The sequence below is a fragment of the Stappia sp. 28M-7 genome (assembly GCF_014252955.1).
Classification (GTDB): Bacteria; Pseudomonadota; Alphaproteobacteria; order Rhizobiales; family Stappiaceae; genus Stappia.
The window spans coordinates 2010435-2034760 of record NZ_JACMIA010000001.1 but is presented as its reverse complement, the minus strand read 5'-3'; the positions used below and the strand labels follow the sequence as shown (position 1 = coordinate 2034760).

The following is a 24326-nucleotide window of genomic DNA, read 5'->3' as shown; positions in this document are numbered from 1 at the left end:
GGTGCCGCTCCCGCTCACATGTTGCCGACTTCTTCGGGGATCTCGTAGAAGGTCGGATGCCGGTAGATCTTCGAGGCGGTCGGCTCGAACATCACGTCCTTCTCGGTCGGGTCGGAGGCGACGATCGCCGAGGACGGCACCACCCAGATGGAGACGCCCTCGCCGCGGCGGGTGTAGACGTCGCGCGCGGCCTGCAGCGCCATCTCCTCGTCGGCCGCATGCACCGAACCGCAATGGCGATGCGCCATGCCGGTGCGCGAACGGATGAAAACTTCCCAAAGCGGCGTGTTCTTCTCGGTCATGGTTTTCTCCCTCGGGCTCGCGGGCGCATGGCCGGTGCGAAAGCCTCATGTTCCTTCGGAACGTCGTTGTGCCTTGCCCCCGGCGCGTGCCCCGCGCCGGGGTGTCGCGCTCACTCGGCGGCGATGCGGGCCGCCTCGCGGCGGTTGCGGCGCTTCTCGGCATGGGCCAGGGCCGCCTCGCGCACCCAGGCGCCCTCGTCCCAGGCCTTGCGGCGGGCGTCCAGGCGCTCGCGGTTGCACGGGCCGTTGCCCGCGACGACGCGGGAGAATTCCTCCCAGTCGATCTCACCGTACTCCCAGTGGCCGGTTTCCTCGTTGAACTTCAGGTCCGGGTCGGGAAGCGTCAGGTCGAGATAGTGCGCCTGCGGCACCGTCGCATCGACGAACTTCTGTCGCAGCTCGTCATTGGTGAAGCGCTTGATCTTCCAGGCCATCGACTGGGCGGAATGCTTGGAGTCGGTGTCGGAAGGACCGAACATCATCAGCGACGGCCACCACCAGCGGTTCAGCGCGTCCTGAACCATCGCCTTCTGCTCTTCCGAAGAGCGGCACATCTCAAGCAGCAGCTCGTAGCCCTGGCGCTGGTGGAAGCTCTCTTCCTTGCACACGCGGATCATCGCGCGCGAATAGGGACCGAAGGAGCACCTGCAGAGCGGGATCTGGTTCATGATCGCCGCGCCGTCGACCAGCCAGCCGATGGCGCCGATGTCGGCCCAGGTCAGGGTCGGATAGTTGAAGATGGAGGAGTATTTCGCCTTGCCGGACAGAAGCTGCTCGGTGAGCTCCTCGCGGGAAACACCCAGCGTCTCGGCGGCGGAGTAAAGGTAGAGGCCGTGGCCGCCCTCGTCCTGCACCTTGGCGAGCAAAGCCGCTTTGCGCTTCAGGGTCGGGGCGCGGGTGATCCAGTTGCCCTCGGGGAGCATGCCGACGATCTCGGAATGGGCATGCTGGGAGATCTGGCGCACGAGGGTCTTGCGATAGGCCTCCGGCATCCAGTCGTTGGGCTCGATCTTCTCTTCCGCGTCGATGCGGGCCTGGAAGGCGGCGAGCAGCGCGGCGTCCTCGCTGCGCTCGTCCGATGCGTCACGGGCGTTCAGGGCCTGGGTGTACATGCGATCAACCCCTCCTCGGTTGCCATGCGGGACGCGCAAGGGGCGCGCCTTATCTGCCACGCATTATACGTGACGATATTTTTATATTTCAAGTTTTTTCTGTCACACATTAGCCCATGGCGAACCGGTTCGCACAAGTCGCTGATTTGTCTGAATTCCCAGGTTCAGCCAGCAGAAAAGCGGCGGGCTTCCGTGGCATCCGGCGGCGGCAGCAGGCCGTCGCGGCCGCGCGCATGGGACGCGATCCAGGCCTCGGCCGGCGCCCGCAACGCGCCGTAGAGACGGGCCGCCAGCCGGTTGGCGGCAAGGCCCGGCCAATCGGCTGGAAGCAGCGCAGGCGGCAGCATCGGGTCACGCAGGATCAACCGGCGATAGTCGTGAACGAGCAGGATGCGGCAGACCATCGCCGTCTCCGGCGACAGGCACCCTTGTTCCGCACCGCCCTGTCCGGCCACCAGCGCATCGGCGAGCGGCGCGTAGCGCCGGCAAAAGGACTGGTAGCGGCCGGCCAGCGGGGCGAGATCGAAGGCGCGGGCAACGAGATCGGCATCCGACCCGGCCAGCACGGAGGCGGCCAGCGTCACCGCGCCGTCCGCCGCCCCTTGCGGAAAATCGGGCCCGTCCAGCGGCGGGCTGGCCGGGGTGCCGAGCAGCACGCCGGGGGCCAGCAACCCGTAACCCGCCTTGCGGGCCGCCTCACGAAGGCCATTGCGGCCGTCCGTTTCGGGCAGCACGACGACGCGCAGTTCCACCTGACGCGTCTCGCCCCCGTCCGGCGCAAGGCGATAGATGCGCTGCGAGGCCGGGGTGAAGGTCGCGCGCCCGGCCGCCGACAGGGCGTAGAAGCTTAGCCGCCCCTGACGCTCGCGCTCGACCCAGCCGTCGCGGGCAAGACGCGAGAGCGCCGCGCGCACGGCAGCTGCATCGATGCGCATGAGGCCGAGCAGATCGGACAGCGTGCCGGCCCAGACCTCACCGCCGCGCGGGGCGACGAGATCGCCGAAGATCGTGACGATCAGCGACCAGACGCGCAGCGGCTGGGTCTCGTGCAGCCGGTCCAGCAGGGCCGTTGCAAGCGCCTCGACATCCGCCGGAGCCGTGCCGGCCTCAGCCGGCGGCGTGGTGGGCATGCCAGTGCCAGGCGATGTCGATGCGCCGGGTGACCCAGACCTTCTCGTGCGAGGCGACATAGTCGAGGAAGCGGGCGAGCGCCGCAGCACGTCCCGGACGGCCGACCAGACGGCAGTGCAGGCCGATGTTCATCATCTTCGGCGCGCCGGCCTCGCCTTCCGCATAGAGCGTGTCGAACGTGTCCTTCAGGTAGGTGAAGAACTGGTCGCCCGAGTTGAAGCCCTGCGGGGTGGCAAAACGCATGTCGTTGGCATCGAGCGTATAGGGAATGACGAGATGCGGGCCGGACGGCCCCTCGACCCAGTAGGGCAGGTCGTCGGCATAGCTGTCGGAATCATAGAGGAAACCGCCTTCCTCCATCACGAGGTCGCGGGTGAATTCCGACGTGCGGCCGGTGTACCAGCCGAGCGGGCGCGAGCCGGTGACTTCCTCGTGGATGCGGATCGCCTCGATCATGTGGCGCCGCTCGTCCTCGCGCGAGAAGTCCTTGTAGTCGATCCACTTCAGCCCGTGCGAGGCGATCTCCCAGCCGGCCTCGTTCATGGCCGCGACCGCATCCGGGTTGCGCTGCAGGGCGGTGGCGACGCCGTAGACGGTGACCGGCATGGAGCGCTCGGTGAACAGGCGCCACAGGCGCCAGAAGCCGGCGCGCGAGCCGTATTCGTAGATCGATTCCATGCTCATGTGGCGCTGGCGAAGCCAGGGCGCGGCACCGACGATCTCCGAGAGAAAGGCCTCGGAATGGCTGTCGCCATGGAGGATGCAGTTCTCGCCGCCTTCCTCGTAGTTGATGACGAACTGGACGGCGACATTGGCGTCGTTCGGCCACTGCGGATTGGGCGTCTCGCGTCCGTAGCCGACGAGATCGCGCGGATAGGTGTCGCTCATGGGGACCGTCCGTTGCACGAGGGGACCAGGCCCAAGACGGGCTGCTCAAGCCCGGAGGAAACCCAAAACCGTGCGCCGATGCAAGGCCTTCGCGTCAGCCGCGCTCACGCACACGCACAGGAACCGGGACAAGTGCCGGCTCCAGCGCAACTTGGGTCCCGCCACGCGCTCGGCGCCCCCGGTCGTCGCCGGGCTCCGACGGCAGCGCCATGATCGCCGCGCCCATCGCGGCCGAGCACAGGGTGATCATCAGGCCGGCGAGCAGCACCACCACGGGCAGCCAGGGCTGGTCGGAGGCAAGGATCAGGCTGCGAAGGCCGCCGGTATCGAGCCACATCAAGCCACCGAGCACGAGCGCGGCGGCAAAGGCGCCGATCAGCCAGTTGATGGCAAGAAGCCGGAAAAACGGCTGGGCGAGCAGACGGGGGATGCCGCCGGACCGGGAGGAGGAGTGCACGTCTTTCAGGTCGGTCATGGATCCGCACCTTTCCTTGAAGCGTAGACGAGATCGCAAGAGCGTCAACGCGCCCTGCCCGATCCATCTCCTCATCAAGATGGCGCAGGCGACGAGAATGTCCACGTGGTCGACTGCCGCAGTCGGCCCCGTCCGCATTCCAAGGCTCGAAAAAAACCGCTGGCTGCGAAAAATCCCTCGCGGATCGCTTGTGTCCGGAGGCGTGCAGCCTATATAAGGCGGAAGTATATCGAACCGATATATCACTAATCAAGAATATATCGAACCGGCATTGTCCGCAGCCAGCACGCCCTGAAGGGCACAAAAGCGCAAGCGCGGTCGGGACGGACATGCCATCAGGAACGAAACCGGATCGCATCGACAGGATCGCGACCGGCAACGGCCGAACAAGAAGATCGCCTGCAACGACAGGGCGACGGGCCGACACTCCCGGCGAGGGCGGAAGGAAACCGAGAATGAGCGTGAGAACCCTGTGCCTTGCAATCCTCAATTTCGGAGACGCAACAGGTTACGAGATCCGTAAGCTCTCGACCGAAGGCAAGTACAGCTATTTCGTCGATGCCAGCTTCGGGTCGATCTACCCGGCGCTCGCCCGCCTGGAGGCCGAAGGTCTGGTCACCGTGCGCGAGGAGGCCCAGAGCGGCAAGCCGTCGCGCAAGGTCTATTCCATCACCGAGGCGGGTCGAGAGGAGTTCGTCCGCGATCTCAGCCGGCCGCCCGCACCCGACACCTACCGTTCGCCGTTCCTGCTGGTCGCCATGTGCGCGGAGATGGTCGGGCCGCAGGTCATCGCAAAGGCCATCGACGCGCGCCTGGCGCATCTTCGCGAGGAGCTGGCCAAGCTGGAAGCGATCGGATCCGAACCCTGCGACCGGCGCCCGGCCGCGAGCTTCATCCTGGAATACGGGCGCAACTGCATGACCGAGGACATCCGCTTCCTGGAAGCGAACCGACACAGACTTGAAGACATCGCACTCGGCCACCCCGCCCTCCCCCTGGCCGCCGAGTGAACGAACACAGCCGGAGATCCCCCGAATGAAGATCCGCTTCTCCCACGTTCTCGCAGTCGGCATCGTCGCCGGCGTTGCGGGCTGGATGTGGACGGGCAGTTTTGTGGCCGGCGGCATGGCCGACTCGGAAAACGCGACACCTCCCCCCTCGCAGCGCGCGGAGGAAGCGGCGGCAAAGCCCTTCCGCGTCGCCGTTCGCGAGATCACGGCGCAGCCACGTCGCTCGATCCTGGTGATCCGCGGCCGCACCGAGGCCGACGCCAAGGTCGAGGTGCGGGCCGAGACCAGCGGGCGGGTGGCCGAGCGCCGGGTCAAGGAAGGCGACAGGGTCGCGAAGGACGACGTGCTCTGCGTGCTCGACAAGGGCGCGCGCGAGGCCAAGGTTCTCGACGCCAGGGCCCAGCTTGCCCAGGCCGAGCTCGACTTTACCGCCGCCACGCAGCTCAACGAGAAGGGGTTCACCGCCCAGACCCGCGTCGCCGCGCTGAAGGCGGCGATGGATGCGGCAACCGCCCGACTCGAGGAAGAGGAGCTGGAACTGTCGCGCACGATCATCAAGGCACCGATCCCGGGCATCATCGAGAGCCCGATGGTCAGCACAGGCACGGTGCTGGCGGTGGGCGGCGTATGCGCCACCATCATCGACGCCGACCCGGTGCTGGCGATCGGCCAGGTGTCGGAGCGCGACGTGAGCAAGCTGGAGATCGGCCAGAACGCCGAGGTGGAGCTGGTGACCGGCGACAGCGCGACGGGCAAGATCCGTTACATCGGGACGGCCTCCGACCCGGCCACCCGCACCTTCCGCGTCGAGATCGAGATCGAGAACAAGGACGGGTCGATCCGCGACGGCATCACCACCACCGCACGGGTGCCGCTGAAGGAGGAGAGCGCTCACAAGCTGAGTTCCGGCGTCCTGACGCTGAATGATGCCGGTACGCTCGGCATCCGTGCCGTGGACGAGCAGAACCGCGTCGCCTTCCACCCCGTGACGGTTCTGGGCGGCGATGAGGACGGACTTTGGGTTGGCGGGCTGCCGGACACGGTTCGGCTGATCGTGACCGGTCAGGACTATGTGACCGACGGCCAGACCGTCGAGCCCGTGGCCACCATGGCAGGAGCTACGCAATGATCTCGATGCTCGAGACGGTCCTGCGGCGGCCGAAGACCGTTCTCACCCTGATGGTGGTGATGGTTGCGGCCGGCATCATGGCCTATATCAGCGTGCCGAAAGAGGCCGACCCCGATATCGACATTCCGGTCTTCTACGTTTCGATCAGCCAGCAGGGCGTCTCGCCCGGAGACGCGGAACGGCTGATCGCAAGACCGATGGAGACCGCCCTGCGCGGCCTCGACGGTCTCAAGGAGATCACCACGGTCTCCGGTGAGGGCCATGTCGGCGTCGTGCTGGAGTTCAACGTCGACTTCGACAAGGACAAGGCGCTGGCCGATGTCCGCGACAAGGTCGACCAGGCCAAGGCCGACATTCCGGCGGAAGCCGACGAGCCGACCATCGTCGAAACCAATTTCGCCCTGATGCCGACGATCTTCGTGACGCTGTCCGGCGACGTTCCGGAGCGCACGCTGTACCGGCATGCGCGGCGGTTGAAGGACGAGATCGAAGCGGTTCCGACGGTCCTGAACGCAGACCTTTCCGGCCACCGGGAGGAACTGCTCGAGGTCGTCATCGACAGCATGAAGCTGGAGTCCTACCAGGTCACCCAGCAGGAACTGCTGACCTCGCTGTCGAACAACAACCAGCTCGTGCCGGCCGGCTTCCTCGACAACGGCCAGGGCCGCTTCAACGTCAAGGTTCCCGGCCTCGTCGAAACGGCGGAAGACGTGTATTCCCTGCCGATCAAGCAGAGCGGCGAAGGCGTGGTGACGCTCGGCGACATCGCCGAAATCCGCCGCACCTTCAAGGACCCGACCAGCTATACCCGCGTCAACGGCCATCCGGCGATCTCCATCGACGTGGTCAAGCGCAAGGGCACCAACATCATCGAGAACAACGCCGCGGTGCGCGATGTGGTGGAGGCGGCGACCAAAGACTGGCCGGAGACGATCCGCGTCGACTACATCCTCGACAAGTCGGAGGACATCTTCGAGATCCTCGGCTCGCTGGAATCCTCGATCCTGACCGCGATCTTCCTGGTGATGGTGGTGATCGTCTGGGCGCTCGGCTTCAAGTCCGCGCTGCTGGTCGGCATCTCCATCCCCGCGTCCTTCATGGTCGGCTTCCTGATCCTGCAATCGGTCGGCATGACCGTGAACACGATGGTGATGTTCGGCCTCGTGCTCACCGTCGGCATGCTGGTCGACGGCGCCATCGTCATGGTCGAGTATGCCGACCGCAAGGTGGCCGAGGGCATGGACGCGCAGGAGGCCTATATCCGCGCCTCCAAGCTGATGTTCTGGCCGATCACCTCCTCGACGGCAACGACGCTGGCCGCCTTCCTGCCCATGCTGCTGTGGCCGGGCGTGGCGGGCGAGTTCATGAGCTACCTGCCGATCATGGTGATCATCGTGCTCAGCGCCTCGCTGCTGACCGCGCTGGTGTTCCTGCCGGTGACGGGTGCGGCCATGTCCGGCGCGATCTCCTGGATCGGGCGCAACGCCGAATGGCTGGTGGCCCTGATGATCGGCGCCGCCGTCGCCGCGCTGTTCGCCAATCCGGCGGTCGCCGGCTTGCTGCCCCTGCCGCAGGAAGTGTTCCTGACGATTGCCGCCGTCGCCTCTCTGGCTGCGGGTGTGCTCGCCTATTTTGGTCTCAAGCCGCTGGTCGCCGCCTCCCGCCGCCGCGCGCAGCGTGCGGCGGCGGAAGAGCAGGAAGCTGCAAAGCTCCTGTCGGCGGGCGAGCAGTTCGATGCCTCGAAGATCCGCGGCGTCACGGGCATCTATGTCCGGCTGCTGAGCTTTTGCGCCGGCACCGCGTTCGGCAATGTCGTCACGCTGGTCGCGCTCGTGGCCCTGTCGGGCGGCATCCTCAGTTACTTCATGGCCAACTCGCAAGGCGTCGAGTTCTTCGTGGAGGAGGAGCCGAATTCGGCCATCGTGCTGGTTTCGGCACGAGGCAACTTCTCCGCCCGTGAGGCGCTGGAACTGGCGCTCGACGTCGAGCGCGAGGTGATCGACGTCAAGGGCATCAAGAATGCCGTGATGTCGGTATCCACCGGAAGCAGTGGCGGCGGCGGCATGATGGGCGTGCAGGACAAGCCGGCCGACGTGATCGCCCAGATCAACCTCGAGTTCTCCGACTATTGCTGCCGGCGGAACTGGAAGCAGATCGCCGCCGAGATCCGCGAACGCACGGCCGACCTGCCGGGCATCTTCGTGGAGACGCGGGAGATCGAGGGCGGTCCGCCGACCGGCAAGGACGTGCGACTGCAAGTCACCTCGACCAGCTACAAGGAGCTGACGGAAACCGTCGCCAAGGTGCGCGAACATGTCGACAGCATGGAGAGCCTGCAGGACCGCGAGGACAGCCGTCCCCTGCCCGGCATCGAGTGGCAGATCACCATCGACCGCGAACAGGCGGGCCGTTTCCAGGCTGGTATCGGCTCGGTCGGCTCGATGGTGCAGCTCGTCACCAACGGCGTGCTGATCGGCAAGTTCCGCCCGGACGATTCCGAGGACGAGGTGGACATCCGCGTGCGCCTGCCGGAAGCGGAGCGCACGCTGGACCGGTTCGATTCCCTGCGCCTGCAGACGGAACTCGGCCAGGTGCCGCTGTCCAACTTCATCGACCGGGCGCCGCAGCAGAAGGTCACGACCATCACCCGCCGCGACGGGCTCTATGCGATGGACGTGAAGGCCAATGTGGTGATGACCGACACGATCACCACTGCCGACGGCGTCACCCGGCCGCTGACCGCCAACGACAAGGTGGCGGAGTTGCAGGCCTGGCTCGACACCCAGCAATGGCCGGAAACCGTCTCCTTCCGCTTCCGCGGCGCGGACGAGGACCAGAAGGAGTCCGGCGAGTTCCTGATGAAGGCGATGATCGGGTCGCTGTTCTTGATGTTCATCATCCTGGTGACCCAGTTCAACAGCTTCTACCAGACCTTCCTGACGCTCTCGACGGTGATCATGTCGGTCTTCGGCGTGCTGCTCGGCATGGCGGTGATGGGGCAGAAGTTCTCGATCATCATGACGGGAACGGGCGTGGTGGCGCTGGCCGGCATCGTGGTGAACAACGCCATCGTGCTCATCGACACCTACAACCGCTTCCGGGAAGACGGGATCGAACCGGTGGAGGCGGTGCTGAAAACCTCGGCGCAGCGCATCCGGCCGGTGCTGCTGACCACCATCACCACCATCGCCGGCCTGGTGCCGATGATGACGCAGCTCAACCTCGACTTCGTCAACCGGGTGATCGCGCTCGGCTCGATCACCGCGGTGTGGTGGGTGCAGCTCTCCACGGCGATCATCTTCGGCCTCGGCTTCGCGACGATCCTGACGCTGATCGTAATCCCGACCATGCTGGCACTGCCCACGGTGTGGATGCGGCTGTTCGCCAGCCGGCGCAACCGCGAGGCGGATGCGGGCACCGGTGCGGACGGCACTACGCCCGCAGAAACTGCGTTCGGGGAGAGACAGCACGTGGCGGCATCGGAGGCTCCGGCAACGCCGGCCTCGGCCGCCTTCGGCGCACCGGTCTCGGCCACCGTCACCTCGATCGGGCCGCGCAAGGAACCGCCGAGGGTGCCTCCGGGCACGCTGCCCCAGGCAGCGGAATGATATGAAAAGGGCCCGCAGGAGACATCCTGCGGGCCCTTTTTGTTGTCCAAGATCAGGCCCTTGCAGGCGCTGGCTCAGAGTTTTTCACATTAGAGCTTTTCGAGATCGGCGACGCCGGCCTCCGTGGCTCCCTCGCCCGCTCCGGCCGGCCGGCGAAGGGCGGGAAGAATCTCAGCAACGCTGTTCGCAACCCGGTAGTCGACCTCGAAGCCGGCGCGAATGAACCCTTCGCCGCGCATATGCGCGAGCAGGTCAATCAGCGGTCGCCAGAAGCCCCCGATATCGGCGAGCACCACCGGCTTGCAATGCTGTCCCAGCTGGCCCCAGGTCAGCATCTCCACCACTTCTTCCAGCGTGCCGATGCCGCCCGGCAGCGCGACGAAGCCGTCGGCGCGCTCGAACATGGTGCGCTTGCGCTCGTGCATGTCGCTGGTGACGACGAGCTCGCTGACCGACTGCATCATCACTTCGCGCTCCTCCAGGAACGCGGGAATGACGCCGGTGACATGGCCGCCCGCCTCCAGCGCGGAGTTGGCGACCGCGCCCATGAGGCCGAGGGAGCCGCCGCCATAGACGAGGCCAAGGCCTTCGGCGGCGAGCATGCGGCCAAGCTGGCGCGCAGCATCCATATAGGCGGGATCGGCGCCCTCACCCGTGCCGCAATAGACGCAAACGGTTTTCAGGCGGCGGGTTTCATCCTCGCCGCACGGTGACGTGTGATCGTGTTTCATGAGGCTAGATGTGACGCCAGCGCCCCCGCGGGTCAAGCGGGCGAATGCCGCCGCCGGCGCAGGCGGCTGGAGACCCGGCTTGCTTGCCGGCTGCTGGTTTAGCGTATAGTCATTCGGTGGAATTTCGGGGGCGCTGACACATATTGTGTCGCAGGGGTAACCGCACGGCGCGAATCGCGGGGAGCGCGGGTTTTCATGTCGCAGAAACTCATCATCCAGGTTCTTGTCCTGCTCGGCCTCGCCGGCGCGGGAGCCGCCGGCTACTACCTGTCGCAGAAGGACGATGGTCCTGCACAGCAAACGACCGAGGCCCCGACGGCCGGCGATGTGGCGACGCAGACCACCGCGAGCAACGACCCCGCAAAGACGGAAGAGCCCAAGGCCGGCGAAACATCCAGCGAAAACACCGATATCGGCGGGAAGTCCGTCGAGGAGCGACTGGCCGCCGTTCCCTCCTTCGACCTGATGCGTGTGGAGCCGGACGGCTCGGCCGTGGTTGCGGGCCGCTCGGAAGCCGGCGCCATCATCGCGCTGCTCGCCAACGGCGAGGTGATCGGCCGCGGCATCGCCAATGCCGCCGGTGAATTCGCCATCGTGCTCGACCAGCCGCTCAAGCCGGGCGCGCATGCGGTGACGCTGGAAACGCGCGATGCCGACGGCAAGGTGCTCAACGAATCGCAGCAGTCGATGGCCGTCTCCGTGCCGGGCGACCCGTCCAAGGGCGAAGTCCTGGTGATGCTGAACGAGCCGGGCGCGCCTTCGCAGATCCTGCAGAAGCCGCAGCAGGTCGCCGATGCGGGCGCCGCCGCCGACACGCCTTCGGGAGCGCAGGGCACCACAGGCACCGGCGAAACCGCAGCGCCCCAGACGGAAGCCGCTGCCCCGGCGCAGCCGGGCGGCGACACCGCCGCGGCAGGCCAGCAGACGGACGCGGCCGCACAGGCTCAGGCGCAAGCCGAGCCGCAGGCGGCACCGCAGAGCGCCAGCGACAGCAACACGACGACCGAACAGCAGGTGGCCGCGGCCCCGCAGGCCGGCGACACCAGCACGGCGCCCGCCGCAGGCGACCAGCCGGCCGCAACCGGCGGCAACGCCCCTGCCGACACCGCACCTGCCGCCGATGCGGCAACGCCGACCGTGACCGTCGAGGCGGTGGAGACAGAGAACGAAAAGGTCTTCGTCGCGGGATCCGGCGAGCCGAACAGCGACGTGCGCGTCTATCTCGACAACCAGCTGGTCGGCGAGGCCAAGACCGATGCCAAGGGCCGCTGGCTGCTGGAAGCGCAAGGCGAGGTGAAGCCCGGCGAAGTGGCCGTGCGCGCCGACCAGGTGACCACCGGCGACGGCGAAGTGACCGCCCGCGCCGAAGTGACCTTCGAAAAGGCTGCCGACGAGGCCGTGATCCTGCGTCCTGTGGCTCTGTCCGGCGAGGCCGGAGCAGGCTCCGGCGCCAGCGGCGATGCCGGCACGCGCCAGATCCCGAGCGTGATCATCCGTACCGGCGACAACCTGTGGACCATCTCGCAGCGCCGCTACGGCGACGGCATTCGCTACACGACGATCTACCAGGCCAACAAGGACCAGATCCGCAATCCGGACCTGATCTATCCCGGCCAAGTGTTCATGATCCCCGAAGGCGACCGCAACTGGCCGGCGCAGCGCTCGACCGGCGGCTGAGCCAGACGCTCAAGCGCCGGGCACTCACGTTGTCAAAGCGGAAGACCTGCCTGCGGCGGCTCAGCCGGCGAGGCTGCGGGCACCGTCGAGGATGAGGCGTGTGGCAATGCGCGCGTAGTCGGCACGGCTGACGGCGCCGCCTTCGCGGAACCACAGATAGTGCCAGTTGACCATGCCGAAGAGGCTCATGGTCACCGGCTTCAGCAGCGTCGAGCCGGGCTCGGCGAGCTGCGGCACCGCCCGCGACAGCGCGCCGGCAAACAGCTGCACGAGGCGACGCTCGCGCGCCTTCAGTTCCTCCTGCTGCTCGGCCGGCAGCCGCTTCATCTCGTTGATCTGGATCTTGTGCTCGGCATTGGCGTCGCGATAGGCGTCCAGCAGCGCCAGCACGTAGCCGTGCAGCATCTCCTCGCCGGTCATCTCCGGCGTGGCGCCCTCCTCCACCGCCGCGATCAGCTCGTCCAGATGATCGCGGATGATGTCGAAGAGCAGCGCATCCTTGTTGGCGTAGTAGTGATAGAGCAGCGCCTTGGAGACGCCGCAGCCGAGGGCGATCTGGTTCATGGAGGCGCGGTCGAACCCGTGCTCGGCAAAGAGTTCGGCCGAGGTCTTCAGGATCGCCTTGCGCTTGTCGTCGTAATCTTCGGCGCGCGGGCGTGCCATGTCGTCCAGTCCCCCGGAGTGGTCCGGCCGCGGAAGGTCCCGCGGCCGTTGCTGCTGGTGTGCGGGCGCCGGCCTATCAGGCCTTCGGCCGGTTGTCGATCACGCGCTTCGCCTTGCCCATCGAGCGTTCGATCACGCCCGGGTCGGCAACGGCGATGCGAGTGCTGATCCCGATCACGTTCTTGATATGCGTCCTCAGCTCGGCGGCGGAGGCCGCGCGCTGCGCATCGTCGGCATGGGTGGGAAGCGCCTCGACGTGGACGGTCATTTCGTCCATCCGGCCCGAGCGTGTCAATTCCACCTGGTAGTGCGGCGCCAGCCCCTCGACGCGCAGCAACTGTTCCTCGATCTGCGTCGGGAAGACGTTGACGCCGCGCAGGATCATCATGTCGTCGGAGCGGCCCGTCACCTTCTCCATCCGCCGCATGGAGCGGGCCGTGCCCGGCAACAGGCGCGTCAGGTCGCGGGTACGGTAGCGGATGACCGGCATCGCCTCCTTGGTCAGCGAGGTGAAGACGAGCTCGCCGATCTCGCCGTCCGGCAGCACTTCGCCCGTCACCGGGTCGATGATCTCGGGATAGAAATGGTCTTCCCAGATGTGCAGACCGTCCTTGGTCTCGACGCACTCGTTGGCGACACCCGGCCCCATCACCTCGGACAGGCCGTAGATGTCGACCGCGTGCATGTCGAAGGCGGCCTCGATCTCCTGGCGCATGGCGTTGGTCCAGGGCTCGGCACCGAAGACGCCGACCTTCAGCGAGGACTCGCGCGGATCGATGCCGCGCGCGCGGTACTCGTCGAGGATCGCCAGCATGTAGGATGGCGTCACCATGATGACGTCGGGACGGAAGTCCTCGATCAAGGACACCTGGCGCTCGGTCATGCCGCCGGAAATCGGCACGACGGTCATGCCCAGTTCCTCGGCCCCGTAATGGGCGCCGAGACCGCCGGTGAACAGGCCATAGCCGTAGGCGACATGGCAGATCATGCCCGGCCGGGCACCGGCGGCGCGCAGCGAGCGGGCCATGACGGTGGCCCAGGTCTTGATGTCATTGCGGGTGTAGCCGACCACGGTCGGCTTTCCCGTCGTCCCGGACGAGGCATGGACGCGGGCTACCTGCTCGCGCGGCACGGCATACATGCCGAAAGGATAGTTGTCGCGCAGGGTCTGCTTGTAGGTGAAGGGGAACTTGCCGAGATCGGCAAGGGTCTTCAGGTCGTCCGGATGGACGCCGGCCTCGTCGAAGCTCTTGCGGTAATGGGCAACGTTCTCGTAGGCGTGACGCAGCGACCATTTCAGCCGGTCGAGCTGCAGGGCCGCGATCTCGTCGCGAGAAGCGGTTTCGATGGGGTCGAGATCGCCCGGCTTCGGCGCCAGATCGAACATGCGTCTAATCCTCCCGGATTGTCCTGTGCCGTCACGGGGGCTCTCCCCCGCGCGGTCATCGCTCTTGTTGAAATCCGTCGTTCCTGCCGATCACTCGACCGGCAGGTGGGTGCCCTTGATGGTGCGGGAATTGCCGCGGAACTCGGCGAGGACCTCGCCGGCCGCATTGGTCACGGTCACGTCGGTGATGCCCGAGCGCCCCTCGCGCCAGCGCTCGAAGGCCGTGGCAACCAGCCGCTCGCCGAGGCGTCCGGGCCGCAGGAAGCTGACCGCGCAGTGGCTCGCCACGGTGTTCTGGTTGTGGCTGTTGCAGGCGAAGGCGAAGGCCGAATCCGCCAGCGTGAAGATGTAGCCTCCGTGGCAGATGCCATGGCCGTTGACCATCGCCTCGGTGACGGTCATCGCGATCACCGCCCGCCCCGAACCCACCTCCTGGATCTCCATGCCGAGCCCCTGGCTCGCCTTGTCGCCGGCCCACATGGCATCGGCGCAGGCGCGGGCCAGCTCATCCGGGGTCATGCTGTTGGCTGGCCGTGCGGCTTGCGTATCGGTCATGGTCACGCCTCCCCCTCCGGACCCGTGCCCGCGCCCTTCGGCGGGCGGCCGGTGAAGGCAGGCGCACGCTTGGCCATGAAGGCGGCGACGCCTTCCGCGTAGTCCGGCGAGCGGCCGGCCAGCCCCTGCAGGTCGCGCTCCAGGTCGAGCTGCGTGTCGAGATCGTTGCCGAAGGAGGCTTCCAGCGCCTGCTTGACGAGGCCGAGGCCGAAGGTCGGCGCGGCGGCCAGCTCGCCGGCAAGGCGGCGCGCCTCGCCCATCAGCTCGCCATCGGGCAATGCCTTCCAGATCATGCCCCATTCCTCCGCCTGGCGGGCGGGAACCGGGGTGGCAAGAAGCGCCAGCGCCTTGGCGCGGGCCAGCCCGACAAGGCGCGGCAGCGACCAGGTGCCACCGGAATCGGGCACGAGGCCGATCTTCGAGAAGGCCTGAATGAACTTTGCGCTTTCGGCGGCCAGAACGATATCGCAGGCCAGCGCGATGTTCGCGCCGGCGCCTGCCGCGACGCCGTTGACGGCGCAGACGACCGGCTTCGGCAGCGCCTTCAGCCGGCGCAGCAGCGGATTGTAGTTGGCCTCGATGGTGCGGGTGAGGTCCGGCGGGGCATCGCCCGGCGCGGTGACACGGTCGCTGAGATCCTGGCCGGCGCAGAAGCCGCGCCCGGCGCCGGTCAGCAGCACGCAGCGGATTTCCGCATCGCTCTCGGCAAGGTCCATCGCCTCGCGCAGCGCGGCATGCATCGCCTCGTTGAAGGAGTTCAGCTTGTCCGGCCGGTTCAACGTGACGACGAGAACGCCGCCCTCGCGCTCGACCAGAACGGGCGCGGGCTCCGCCCCGCCGTGAGCTGCAGAAGTCTCGGTTTGCATGCGCCCTCCCGTTGCGCCGGTGCCGCCGCCGCGACGTGGATCCACCCTCGGGGTGCCCTCCCTCGCCGCGATGCGTACCGGTCGCCCTCGTGATTTTTCACTTGACTGACCAACCGGTCGGTCAATTATTATGATCGTCAATCGGGCGCTGTCAATCGCGTCCGAACCAACGAACCGACCCGCCCCGTGGCACCGCGATCAGGCACAGCCTGGACACGGCCGGAGAGGCGGGCAAGACATCAGGCGGCGCGTCCGCCGGGAGGAAAACGTCGAGGGATCCCGCAAGACGGGACCGTATCGGCGTGCGTCCCCGGCCAAGCGCGTCACGCAGGGAGACGGTCATGGCCGCATTCTTCGACACGCACAAGGCGACCCTGGACAAGGCGGTGGAGACCATCCATAGCCGCGGCTACTGGTCCGCCTATCCGGAGATGCCCTCCGGCAAGATCTACGGCGAGAGCGCGAAGGACGACGGCGAGGCCGCTTTCAAGGCTCTGCTGGGCAAGCCGTTCGAGCTGGACCAGCCGACGACCGGCGGTCATGTCGGCCATGAGGTCAGCCCCTTCGGCCTCGACCTTGGGGTCACCTATCCCGAGACCACCCCGGACATGGCCGTTGCCGCCGCCAAGGCCGCGATGGACGGCTGGGGCAAGGCGAGCGCGGAAGCGCGCGCCGGCGTCTGCCTGGAGATCCTGCACCGCATCAACCGGCTGAGCTTCCTGTTCGCCAATGCGGTGATGCACACGTCCGGCCAGGCCTTCATGATGGCCTTCCAGGCCGGCGGCCCGCATGCGCAGGATCGCGGTCTCGAGGCCGTCGCCTATGCCTATGACGAGATGAGCCGCATTCCCGGCGCCGTGCGCTGGGAAAAGCCGCAGGGTCCGAAGGATCCGCTGGTGCTGGACAAGCAGTTCCGCATCGTGCCGCGCGGGCCGGCGCTGGTCATCGGCTGCGCCACCTTCCCGACCTGGAACAGCTATCCGGGCCTCTTCGCCAGCCTTGCAACCGGCAACCCGGTGATCGTCAAGCCGCATCCGGGCGCGATCCTGCCGCTGGCGCTGACGGTCAAGATCGGCCGCGAGGTGCTTGCCGAGGCCGGATTCGACCCGAACGTGCTGCAGCTTGCCGCGGACACCGCCGACAAGCCGCTGACCAAGGAGCTGGTCACCCATCCGGACGTCGCCATCATCGACTTCACCGGCTCGCCGGCCTTCGGCGCCTGGGTGCGCGAGAACGCCAAGGGCAAGCTGGTCTATACCGAGGAAGCCGGCGTCAATTCCATCGTCATCACCGGCACGCCGTCGATGCGCGGCATGGCCGGCAACATCGCCTTTTCGCTCTCGCTCTATTCCGGGCAGATGTGCACCGCGCCGCAGAACATTTTCGTGCCGCGCGACGGCATCGACACGGACGAGGGTCACAAGAGCTTCGACGAGGTGGCCGGCGCCGTCGCAACCGCCGTCGACAAGCTGCTGGGCGATCCCCAGCGGGCGGCCGGCGTGCTCGGCGCGGTGCAGAGTGAGGCGACGCTGGAGCGCGTGGCTGAGGCCCGCAAGCTCGGCAAGGTGCTGCGCGACAGCACCCCGGTCGAGGGCATGGACGGCGCCCGCTCGGCGACCCCGCTCGTGCTGGCGGTCGATGCCGCGGATGAAGCCGCCTATCTGGAGGAGCGCTTCGGGCCGATCAGCTTCGTGATCGCCACCGACAGCGCGGAGGACGCGATCGCCCGTGCGGCCGGCTCGGCCAAGACCCGCGGCGCGATCACCGCAGCCCTCTATGCGACGGACGAGACCCTGATCGACAAGGCGGCCGATGCCTTCGCCGATGCCGGCGTGGCGCTTTCGGTCAACCTGACCGGCGGCATCTTCGTGAACCAGTCCGCCGCCTTCTCCGACTATCACGTCACCGGAGCGAACCCGGCCGGCAATGCCTGTCTGTGCGACAGCGCCTTCGTCGCCAACCGCTTCCGCGTGGCAGCCATGCGCCGCCCGGTCGCGGCGTAGGAACGGACGGGCCGGCGGCGACACGTTTGCCCCCGGCCCCTGCTTTCCGAACGGGAGACCGGAAACAGACTGCACTGGACCTGTGGGAGGAAACAAGAATGGCAGTTTTCGGAAAATGCATCCGTGGCGCGGCCCTGCTGGCCGGTGTCGCCATGGTCTGGGCGGCCCCTGCGGCGGCCGACACCATCAAGATCGGCGCTTCGCTGTCGGTCACGGGCCCTGCGTCCTTCCTCGGCGATCCCGAGGCCAAGACGCTGGAAATGTATGTCGAGAAGCTGAATGCCGAAGGCGGCGTCAACGGCAAGCAGCTGGAGCTGATCGTCTATGACGACAGCGCCGATGCCAACAAGGCGCGCACCTTCGCCACCCGCCTGGTGGAAGACGACGAGGTCGTCGCGGTGGTCGGCGGCTCCACCACCGGCACGACGATGGCGATGATCCCGGTCTTCGAGGATGCGGGCATTCCTTTCATCTCGCTCGCCGGCGCCGTGGTCATCATCGATCCGGTGAAGGAGTTCACCTTCAAGACCCCGCATACCGACCGCATGGCCTGCGAGAAGATCTTCGCGGACATGCAGGCCAAGGGCCTTGCCAAGATCGGCATGATCTCGGGCACCGGCGGCTTCGGCAAGTCGATGCGCGAGCAGTGTCTCTCGGTGGTCGGCAACTACGGCATCGAGATCGTCGCAGACGAGACCTACGGTCCGAGCGACTCCGACATGACGCCGCAGCTGACCAACATCAAGAACGCTGCCGGCGTGCAGGCGGTCATCAACCCCGGCTTCGGCCAGGGCCCGGCCATCGTGACGCGCAACTACAAGCAGCTCGGCATCGAGGTGCCGCTGTACCAGAGCCACGGCGTTGCCTCGAAGTCCTTCATCGACCTGGCCGGCGATGCGGCCGAGGGCGTGCGGCTTCCGGCTTCCGCGCTTCTGGTCGCCGACAAGCTGCCGGACAGCGACCCGCAGAAGGCCGTCGTCACCGGCTACAAGTCGATGTACGAGGAAAAGACCGGCCTGCCGGTGTCGACCTTCGGCGGCCACGCCTATGACGGCCTGATGATCCTGGTCGAGGCGATGAAGCGCGCCGGTTCCGAGGATCCCAAGGCTATCCGCGACGAGATCGAGAAGACCTCGGGCTTCATGGGCACCGCTGGTGTCGTGAACATGTCGGCGGACGACCACATGGGCCTCGACCTGACCGCGTTCCGCATGCTGGAAATCCGCGGCGGCGACTGGACGCTGGCCGAGTAAGGCGCAAGCCCTCCCCTGCCGCGCGCCCGGCGAGATCCGGCGCGCGGCAGGGCTCCTGCTCACGACATCGAAGGCCCCCGGCCCCGCCGCATCGACGGCGCGGGCAAGCTGACGGCGGACCCATGCCCGAGTTGCTGCAATTCTGTGTTTCCGGACTGACGGTCGGCGCGGTCTACGCGCTGGTCGCGCTCGGTTTCACCATCATCTACAACGCCTCCGACGTGGTGAATTTCGCGCAAGGCGAGTTCGTCATGATCGGCGGCATGACCACGGTCTTCGCCACCGCTGCCGGCGTGCCGCTGCCGCTGGCCGTGATCGGCGCCATCCTCGTTGCGATGGTGGTCGGGCTGCTGCTGCACCGGCTGGCCATCGAGCCGGCGCGCGGCGCCTCGCCCGTGACCTTGATCATCATCACCATCGGCGCCTCGATCTTCCTTCGCGGCCTTGCCCAGGTGGTGTTCGACAAGCAGTTCCACTCGCTCCCCGCCTTTTCCGGCGACACGCCGATCCGCTTCGGCGGTGCCGCGATCCTGCCCCAGAGCTTCTGGGTGCTGGGCGGGGCGGCGGTGATCGTCGTGCTGCTGTGGGCCTTCTTCAACCGCACGCTGATCGGCAAGGCCGTGCTGGCGACGGCAGCGAACCGGCTGGCCGCGCGTCTCGTCGGCATCAACACCTCCTTCGTGATGGGCCTGTCCTTCGTCATGTCGGCGGCCATCGGCGCCATTGCCGGCATTCTCGTCACCCCGATCACCCTGACCAGCTACGACGTCGGCATGCTGCTGGCGCTCAAGGGCTTCGCCGCGGCCATGCTCGGCGGCATGGGCAATCCGCTCGGCGCGGTGGTCGGCGGGCTGGCCGTCGGCCTGCTGGAAGCGCTCGGCGCCGGCTACATCTCGTCCACCTACAAGGACGCCATCGCCTTCATCGTCATCCTTGTCGTGCTCTTCGCCATGCCGGGCGGCCTGTTCGGCAAGGCCAGCGTGGAGCGCGTGTGACCATGGGCAAGCTTCTCTCCCACCGTCTCGCCGTGCCGCTGGTGATCGCGCTGCTGGTCGTCGCGCTGTCCTTCGCGATGCCCTCCAATTTCTACTACCGCGTCGCCGCGCTGGTCTGGATCTCGGCCCTTGCTGTCATCGGGCTCAACCTGCTGATGGGCTATGCCGGCCAGGTGAGCCTCGGCCATGCCGGGTTCTTCGGCATCGGCGCCTATGCCGTCGCCGTGCTGCCGCCGCAGTTCGGCCTGCACCCGCTGCTTGCGGTTCTGGCCGGTGCCGTTGCCACCGCCGCCATCGCCTTTCTGGTCGGCCGGCCGATCCTGCGGCTCAAGGGCCACTATCTCGCGGTGGCGACGCTCGGCTTCGGCATCCTGATCGCCATGACGATCTCCAACGAGGCCTGGCTGACCGGCGGACCGGACGGCATGCCGGTCGAGCGGCTGACGCTGTTCGGCTGGCGGGTGCGCGGCGCCGACACCTGGTACTGGATCAGCGGCGGCCTGCTGGTGATCGGAGCGTGGATCGCCTGCAATCTCGTCGCCAGCCCGACGGGCCGGGCCTTGAGAGCGCTGCACGATTCCGAGGTCGCCGCACGGGTCGCCGGCATCGACGTCGCCCGCGCCAAGCTGACCGTCTTCGTCATCTCGGCCGTCTATGCCTCGGTCGCCGGCTCGACGCTGGCCCTGGTCAACGGCTTCGTGACGCCGGACAAGGCCAACTTCCTGCACTCCATCGAGCTGGTGACCATGGTCGTGCTCGGCGGCATGGGCTCGATCCTCGGATCGGTGGCAGGCGCCGCCATCCTCGTGGTGCTGCCGCAGGCGCTGACCGGCTTCCACGACTACGAACACATGATCCTCGGCCTCATCATGATGGTGATCATGATCGTGCTGCGTGCCGGCATCGTGCCGAGCATCGCAGCGTTCTTCCAGGGGAGGCGGAACAAGTGAGCACCACAACGCCTCTTCTTTCGGTGAGCGAGATCGGCATCGCCTTCGGCGGCGTGCGCGCCGTCGACAACGTCAGCTTCTCGGCACGGGCCGGCGAAGTCTTCTCGATTATCGGCCCCAACGGCGCCGGCAAGACCACGCTGTTCAACCTGGTCTCGGGCGTCTACACGCCGAAGGCCGGCAGCGTTCATCTGGCGGGCGAGCCCGTCACCGCGCTGGAGCCCAACCGGCTGGCCGAGCGCGGTCTGTCGCGCACCTTCCAGAACCTGCAGGTCTTCTTCCGCATGACCGCGCGGGAAAACGTCATGGTCGGCCGGCACCTGCGCGAAAAGCGCGGATTGCTCGCCCACCTGCTCGCCCTGCCCTCCACCGGTCGCCAGAACCGGGAGAGCGCGGAGGTGGCCGATGCCCTGCTGGCGCGCGTCGGACTTTCCGCGCAGGCGGACATTCCTGCCGCCAACCTGTCCTATGGCGCGTTGAAGCGCCTGGAGATCGCCCGCGCGCTCGCGGCCGAGCCGAAGGCGCTGCTGCTCGACGAGCCGGCCGCCGGGTGCAATCCGGTCGAGACCGAGGAAATCGAGAAGCTGATCCGCAAGATCGCCGACGATGGCGTCGCCGTGGTGCTGGTCGAACACGACATGAAGCTCGTCATGCGCATCTCCGACCGCATCCTGGTGCTCGATCAGGGCCGGGTGCTGGCCGAGGGCTCGGCAACCGAGATCCGTTCGAACCCGAAGGTGATCGAGGCCTATCTTGGAACCCACGGCACGCGGGAGGCCAACCTTGCACTCGACTGATCCGCTTCTGCGCGTCGAAACGCTGCGGTCCTCCTACGGGCGGATCGAGGCCCTGCACGGCGTCTCGCTGAGTGTCGCAGCCGGCGAGATCGTTGCGCTCGTCGGCGGCAACGGCGCCGGCAAGACCACCTTGCTGCGCACCATTTCCGGCGTCCAGCCGATGACCGGCGGCAGCCTGTTGTTCCAGGGACGCGACATCTCGCGCGCCAGCCCGCATGCGCGTGTCGCAGCCGGCATCGCCCAGGTGCCGGAAGGCCGACAGATCTTCGCGCCGCTCGCCATCGAGGACAATCTCCGGCTCGGCGCCTATCTGCGCAAGGACGCGGAGATCGCCTCCGACCTGGAGCGGGTCTACGACCTCTTTCCGGTGCTGAAGGAGCGGCGCAGGAACCCTGCCGGCGGCCTGTCCGGCGGCCAGCAGCAGATGCTGGCGATCGGCCGCGCCCTGATGAGCCGGCCGAAGCTGCTGCTGCTCGACGAGCCGTCGATGGGCCTTGCCCCGGTGCTCGTCGACCAGGTCTTCGAGATCATCCAGCGGCTGAACCGCGAGGATGGCGTCACCGTCTTCCTGGTGGAGCAGAACGCCTTCGCCGCCCTGTCCATTGCCACGCGCGGCTATGTCATCGAGACCGGCGAGATCGCGATGGAGGGCAAGGGCGAAGCGCTCCTGGCCGATGAGCGGGTGCGCGAGGCCTATCTCGGCGTTTGATCCGGGGGCCGGCTCAAAAGATGCCGTTGGCGCGCTGCAGCTCCCGCACATAGGCGATGATCGCGGCGACATCCTGCGGGCTCGCCTCGGGAACCGGCGGCATGTCGCCGAACGTCCAGTGGTGCTGGCGAACGCCGCGCGTTGCCGCCAGCAAGAAAGCCCCGTCCGCATGATGCCCCGGCTCGTAGATGACGTGGACCAGCGGCGGGGCGATCCCCTGCCGTCCGGCCGCGTTTTCACCGTGGCAGCTCGCGCAAAGGGCATCGAAGGCGGTTCTGCCCTCGGCGGCAAGACCCGACAGCTCCGGCACGCTCACCTCTGCCATGGCAGATGCGGGTTCCAGCTCGGGTTCGGGCTGCGGACGCAGGACCACCGCCAGCGCGACGATCGCGACGGCGGCTCCACCGAGAAGCAGGCCCTTTCGCGAAATCACGAGTGACCGCCGCAGGAGGACCCGCTGCCCTTGGCGAGATCCTCGAGGATCGGACAGTCCGGCCGCGCATCGCCATGGCAGGATTCCACCAGCCGGGTGAGTGTCGCCTTCATCGAGCGCAGTTCGGCGATCTTGCGCTCCACCTCGCCGATCTTCTCGATCGCGACCGCGCGCACATCGGCGCTCGCCCGGTGCTCGTCGTCGTAGAGCGACAGCAGCACACGGCATTCCTCGATGGTGAAGCCGAGGCTGCGCGCGCGCTGCAGGAACTGCAGGCGATGGATGTCCATCTCCGAGTAGTCGCGATAGCCGTTGCCGGCACGTGCCGGGCGGATCAACGCGATTTCCTCGTAATAACGGATCGTCTTGGGCGGCAGGCTGGCGAGAGCCGCAGCTTCTCCGATGTTCATGGCACGTCCGACCTGTTGATCTGGATTTGTGCCATGATGAACCTTCCAGCAGGGGCAAGGTCAAGCGCGAACAAACCCTCATGCGATGGAGGGCGATGAGGCCTCCATCTTGCGCGCCATCAGCCGGACCAGCGGCGGACGCATCAGGGTCGGAATGATCCAGGACTGGACCGCAAGGCCGAAGCGGCTGCGCGGAACATAGTGCCCGCCGATCTTCTCCGACTGTTTCTGGAGCCTCCCTGCCACGGGTCGAAGCCGCGCCTCGTAGGCGGCCAGAGCCTCATCCAGCGGGCGCGTCGCGAGCTCGGCCGCCAGCACATGCGCCCCGACGACGGCCGTGGAGGTGCCCTGCCCCGACAGGAAGGTCATGCAATGCGCGGCATCGCCCAACAGGACGACCCGTCCGCGCGACCATTGCGGCACCTCGACCTGGCAGATCGTGTCGAAGAAGGCGCCCGACCAGTCGACGCCCTCCCGGAAGGTGTCGGAAATCAGCGCCGGCCAGTGAGAAAACCGGCTGACGAGTTCGGCCGTGCGCTTGTCCGCCGGCACGCGGGACGTGTCTTCATCGCGCCAGCAGAACAGGGTCGCCACCGTACCGTCGCCGACCCGGTAAAGGCCGGCCTGCAGATCGACATCCATGAAGGCGGCGTAGTCGCAGTCCATCGCCTGCGAGGATGGCATCCGCCAGGCGGCGCTGCGATAGCCGAGCGGCTTCAGAAACTTGGAATGCGGGCCGAAATGCAGTTCCCGCACGCCGCTGCGATAGCCGTCGGCGGCAACCACCAAGTCGAAGCGCTCGCTCGACCCGTCGGAAAATTCCGCCTGCACCGCCTTGCCGTCGTCGACGAGAGCAGAGACGGACGTCCCGTATCGGATCGGCACCCGTCCGCCCAGCCGCTCGACCAGAACCTCCTGCAACGCATCGCGCATGATCACCAGCATGCGGTCGCCGCAGGCTGCCGAAAGATGCCGATAGTTGTAGGAGAACAGCTTGCGATCCCGCGCGTCGCGATAGTCGGCCCGCTGGATCGAGATCGACCTCGCCTTCAATGCGTCGATCAGGCCGAGCCGGGCAGCGACCTCCCAGCCGCCGAGATGCAGGCCGACCGCATAGCCGGCCGTGCGCAGCGTCGGCGCCTTTTCCACCACCACCGGCGACAGGCCCGCATCGAGCAGGCAGTTTGCGAGCGCAAGACCGGCAGGTCCCGCGCCCGAAATCAGGATGCGCATGCCGTCCGC

General features: G+C 67.2%; 23 protein-coding genes. 10 read left to right on the top strand and 13 right to left on the bottom strand.

Annotation, left to right across the window (positions count from 1 at the left end):
- Nucleotides 1-14: 14 nt before the first annotated feature.
- From paaB to H7H34_RS08820, 5 genes are all read right to left on the bottom strand, one after another.
- Nucleotides 15-302, bottom strand: coding sequence for a 1,2-phenylacetyl-CoA epoxidase subunit PaaB (paaB, locus tag H7H34_RS08840; RefSeq protein ID WP_067341684.1), 288 nt, complete (start codon nucleotides 300-302; stop codon nucleotides 15-17).
- Between the two features lie 110 nt (nucleotides 303-412).
- Nucleotides 413-1414, bottom strand: coding sequence for a 1,2-phenylacetyl-CoA epoxidase subunit PaaA (gene paaA, locus H7H34_RS08835; protein ID WP_185924966.1), 1002 nt, complete (start codon nucleotides 1412-1414; stop codon nucleotides 413-415).
- Nucleotides 1415-1578: 164 nt separating this feature from the next.
- The gene (locus H7H34_RS08830; RefSeq protein WP_185924965.1) at nucleotides 1579-2544 is read right to left on the bottom strand and encodes a PaaX family transcriptional regulator; all 966 of its coding nucleotides are present in this window, start codon (nucleotides 2542-2544) and stop codon (nucleotides 1579-1581) included.
- Nucleotides 2522-3433 carry an allantoinase PuuE gene (gene puuE / locus H7H34_RS08825; RefSeq protein ID WP_185924964.1) on the bottom strand — a complete coding sequence of 304 codons (912 nt, stop codon included), beginning with the start codon at nucleotides 3431-3433 and terminating at the stop codon, nucleotides 2522-2524. Before puuE ends, H7H34_RS08830 begins: the two co-directional genes overlap by 23 nt.
- A gap of 94 nt (nucleotides 3434-3527) precedes the next feature.
- Nucleotides 3528-3908, bottom strand: coding sequence for a hypothetical protein (locus tag H7H34_RS08820; protein WP_209006185.1), 381 nt, complete (start codon nucleotides 3906-3908; stop codon nucleotides 3528-3530).
- A gap of 455 nt (nucleotides 3909-4363) precedes the next feature.
- Between H7H34_RS08820 and H7H34_RS08815 the strand changes: the two genes are divergently transcribed.
- From H7H34_RS08815 to H7H34_RS23420, 3 genes are read left to right on the top strand one after another with little or no spacing between them, the layout of a single operon-like run.
- A complete protein-coding gene (locus H7H34_RS08815; protein ID WP_120268217.1) occupies nucleotides 4364-4918 on the top strand; it encodes a PadR family transcriptional regulator in 555 nt (184 codons plus the stop codon).
- A gap of 25 nt (nucleotides 4919-4943) precedes the next feature.
- Nucleotides 4944-6047: an efflux RND transporter periplasmic adaptor subunit gene (locus H7H34_RS08810; RefSeq protein WP_185924963.1), complete on the top strand. Its 1104-nt coding sequence runs from the start codon at nucleotides 4944-4946 to the stop codon at nucleotides 6045-6047.
- Complete coding sequence (locus H7H34_RS23420) at nucleotides 6044-9655, top strand: efflux RND transporter permease subunit (RefSeq protein ID WP_185924962.1); 3612 nt, start codon at nucleotides 6044-6046, stop codon at nucleotides 9653-9655. Before H7H34_RS08810 ends, H7H34_RS23420 begins: the two co-directional genes overlap by 4 nt.
- A gap of 89 nt (nucleotides 9656-9744) precedes the next feature.
- On the opposite strand, the gene H7H34_RS08800 is transcribed toward H7H34_RS23420, so the two are convergent.
- Nucleotides 9745-10386, bottom strand: a complete 642-nt coding sequence (locus H7H34_RS08800; RefSeq protein WP_185924961.1) for an LOG family protein — start codon at nucleotides 10384-10386, stop codon at nucleotides 9745-9747.
- Nucleotides 10387-10581: 195 nt separating this feature from the next.
- Here H7H34_RS08800 and H7H34_RS08795 point away from each other — a divergent pair, with 195 nt between their 5' ends.
- Complete coding sequence (locus tag H7H34_RS08795) at nucleotides 10582-12063, top strand: LysM peptidoglycan-binding domain-containing protein (protein ID WP_185924960.1); 1482 nt, start codon at nucleotides 10582-10584, stop codon at nucleotides 12061-12063.
- Nucleotides 12064-12123: 60 nt separating this feature from the next.
- Here the strand turns inward: H7H34_RS08795 and H7H34_RS08790 are convergent, their stop codons facing one another.
- From H7H34_RS08790 to paaG, 4 genes are all read right to left on the bottom strand, one after another.
- On the bottom strand, nucleotides 12124-12726 hold the full coding sequence (locus tag H7H34_RS08790) for a TetR/AcrR family transcriptional regulator (RefSeq protein ID WP_120268222.1): 603 nt from the start codon (nucleotides 12724-12726) through the stop codon (nucleotides 12124-12126).
- A 76-nt stretch (nucleotides 12727-12802) separates the two neighbouring features.
- The gene (gene paaK, locus H7H34_RS08785; RefSeq protein ID WP_120268223.1) at nucleotides 12803-14113 is read right to left on the bottom strand and encodes a phenylacetate--CoA ligase PaaK; all 1311 of its coding nucleotides are present in this window, start codon (nucleotides 14111-14113) and stop codon (nucleotides 12803-12805) included.
- A 90-nt stretch (nucleotides 14114-14203) separates the two neighbouring features.
- The gene (gene paaI, locus H7H34_RS08780; RefSeq protein ID WP_209006184.1) at nucleotides 14204-14668 is read right to left on the bottom strand and encodes a hydroxyphenylacetyl-CoA thioesterase PaaI; all 465 of its coding nucleotides are present in this window, start codon (nucleotides 14666-14668) and stop codon (nucleotides 14204-14206) included.
- A 2-nt stretch (nucleotides 14669-14670) separates the two neighbouring features.
- Entirely contained in the window at nucleotides 14671-15534 is an 864-nt protein-coding gene (gene paaG / locus H7H34_RS08775; RefSeq protein WP_185924959.1) for a 2-(1,2-epoxy-1,2-dihydrophenyl)acetyl-CoA isomerase PaaG, read from the bottom strand.
- Nucleotides 15535-15875: 341 nt separating this feature from the next.
- Here paaG and paaN point away from each other — a divergent pair, with 341 nt between their 5' ends.
- From paaN to H7H34_RS08745, 6 genes are all read left to right on the top strand, one after another.
- The gene (gene paaN / locus H7H34_RS08770; RefSeq protein ID WP_185924958.1) at nucleotides 15876-17537 is read left to right on the top strand and encodes a phenylacetic acid degradation protein PaaN; all 1662 of its coding nucleotides are present in this window, start codon (nucleotides 15876-15878) and stop codon (nucleotides 17535-17537) included.
- 152 nt (nucleotides 17538-17689) lie between these two features.
- Nucleotides 17690-18790, top strand: coding sequence for an ABC transporter substrate-binding protein (locus H7H34_RS08765; RefSeq protein ID WP_245165328.1), 1101 nt, complete (start codon nucleotides 17690-17692; stop codon nucleotides 18788-18790).
- Between the two features lie 122 nt (nucleotides 18791-18912).
- On the top strand, nucleotides 18913-19785 hold the full coding sequence (locus H7H34_RS08760) for a branched-chain amino acid ABC transporter permease (protein ID WP_185924956.1): 873 nt from the start codon (nucleotides 18913-18915) through the stop codon (nucleotides 19783-19785).
- Nucleotides 19786-19787: 2 nt separating this feature from the next.
- The gene (locus H7H34_RS08755) at nucleotides 19788-20735 is read left to right on the top strand and encodes a branched-chain amino acid ABC transporter permease (RefSeq protein ID WP_185924955.1); all 948 of its coding nucleotides are present in this window, start codon (nucleotides 19788-19790) and stop codon (nucleotides 20733-20735) included.
- Nucleotides 20732-21532 carry an ABC transporter ATP-binding protein gene (locus tag H7H34_RS08750; RefSeq protein ID WP_185924954.1) on the top strand — a complete coding sequence of 267 codons (801 nt, stop codon included), beginning with the start codon at nucleotides 20732-20734 and terminating at the stop codon, nucleotides 21530-21532. The genes H7H34_RS08755 and H7H34_RS08750 overlap by 4 nt, the downstream gene beginning before the upstream one ends.
- A complete protein-coding gene (locus H7H34_RS08745; RefSeq protein ID WP_185924953.1) occupies nucleotides 21519-22241 on the top strand; it encodes an ABC transporter ATP-binding protein in 723 nt (240 codons plus the stop codon). The genes H7H34_RS08750 and H7H34_RS08745 overlap by 14 nt, the downstream gene beginning before the upstream one ends.
- 13 nt (nucleotides 22242-22254) lie before the next feature.
- Here the strand turns inward: H7H34_RS08745 and H7H34_RS08740 are convergent, their stop codons facing one another.
- From H7H34_RS08740 to H7H34_RS08730, 3 genes are all read right to left on the bottom strand, one after another.
- A complete protein-coding gene (locus H7H34_RS08740) occupies nucleotides 22255-22674 on the bottom strand; it encodes a c-type cytochrome (protein WP_371811371.1) in 420 nt (139 codons plus the stop codon).
- Nucleotides 22671-23084, bottom strand: coding sequence for a Cu(I)-responsive transcriptional regulator (cueR, locus tag H7H34_RS08735; RefSeq protein WP_185924952.1), 414 nt, complete (start codon nucleotides 23082-23084; stop codon nucleotides 22671-22673). The genes H7H34_RS08740 and cueR overlap by 4 nt, the downstream gene beginning before the upstream one ends.
- A 78-nt stretch (nucleotides 23085-23162) precedes the next feature.
- Complete coding sequence (locus H7H34_RS08730; protein WP_185924951.1) at nucleotides 23163-24317, bottom strand: FAD-dependent monooxygenase; 1155 nt, start codon at nucleotides 24315-24317, stop codon at nucleotides 23163-23165.
- Nucleotides 24318-24326 lie beyond the last annotated feature (9 nt).

Bases quoted from the DNA above. Each gene is read 5' to 3' on its own strand.
- H7H34_RS08730 (WP_185924951.1), bottom strand. From the start codon at position 24,317: ATGCGCATCCTGATTTCGGGCGCGGGACCTGCCGGTCTTGCGCTCGCA.
- H7H34_RS08755 (WP_185924955.1), top strand. From the start codon at position 19,788: ATGGGCAAGCTTCTCTCCCACCGTCTCGCCGTGCCGCTGGTGATCGCG.
- puuE (WP_185924964.1), bottom strand. From the start codon at position 3,433: ATGAGCGACACCTATCCGCGCGATCTCGTCGGCTACGGACGCGAGACG.
- paaI (WP_209006184.1), bottom strand. From the start codon at position 14,668: ATGACCGATACGCAAGCCGCACGGCCAGCCAACAGCATGACCCCGGAT.
- paaG (WP_185924959.1), bottom strand. From the start codon at position 15,534: ATGCAAACCGAGACTTCTGCAGCTCACGGCGGGGCGGAGCCCGCGCCC.
- paaN (WP_185924958.1), top strand. From the start codon at position 15,876: ATGGCCGCATTCTTCGACACGCACAAGGCGACCCTGGACAAGGCGGTG.
- H7H34_RS08790 (WP_120268222.1), bottom strand. From the start codon at position 12,726: ATGGCACGCCCGCGCGCCGAAGATTACGACGACAAGCGCAAGGCGATC.
- H7H34_RS08800 (WP_185924961.1), bottom strand. From the start codon at position 10,386: ATGAAACACGATCACACGTCACCGTGCGGCGAGGATGAAACCCGCCGC.
- cueR (WP_185924952.1), bottom strand. From the start codon at position 23,084: ATGAACATCGGAGAAGCTGCGGCTCTCGCCAGCCTGCCGCCCAAGACG.
- H7H34_RS08820 (WP_209006185.1), bottom strand. From the start codon at position 3,908: ATGACCGACCTGAAAGACGTGCACTCCTCCTCCCGGTCCGGCGGCATC.
- H7H34_RS08830 (WP_185924965.1), bottom strand. From the start codon at position 2,544: ATGCCCACCACGCCGCCGGCTGAGGCCGGCACGGCTCCGGCGGATGTC.
- H7H34_RS08765 (WP_245165328.1), top strand. From the start codon at position 17,690: ATGGTCTGGGCGGCCCCTGCGGCGGCCGACACCATCAAGATCGGCGCT.
- H7H34_RS08795 (WP_185924960.1), top strand. From the start codon at position 10,582: ATGTCGCAGAAACTCATCATCCAGGTTCTTGTCCTGCTCGGCCTCGCC.
- H7H34_RS08810 (WP_185924963.1), top strand. From the start codon at position 4,944: ATGAAGATCCGCTTCTCCCACGTTCTCGCAGTCGGCATCGTCGCCGGC.
- H7H34_RS08760 (WP_185924956.1), top strand. From the start codon at position 18,913: ATGCCCGAGTTGCTGCAATTCTGTGTTTCCGGACTGACGGTCGGCGCG.
- paaA (WP_185924966.1), bottom strand. From the start codon at position 1,414: ATGTACACCCAGGCCCTGAACGCCCGTGACGCATCGGACGAGCGCAGC.
- paaK (WP_120268223.1), bottom strand. From the start codon at position 14,113: ATGTTCGATCTGGCGCCGAAGCCGGGCGATCTCGACCCCATCGAAACC.
- paaB (WP_067341684.1), bottom strand. From the start codon at position 302: ATGACCGAGAAGAACACGCCGCTTTGGGAAGTTTTCATCCGTTCGCGC.
- H7H34_RS08815 (WP_120268217.1), top strand. From the start codon at position 4,364: ATGAGCGTGAGAACCCTGTGCCTTGCAATCCTCAATTTCGGAGACGCA.
- H7H34_RS23420 (WP_185924962.1), top strand. From the start codon at position 6,044: ATGATCTCGATGCTCGAGACGGTCCTGCGGCGGCCGAAGACCGTTCTC.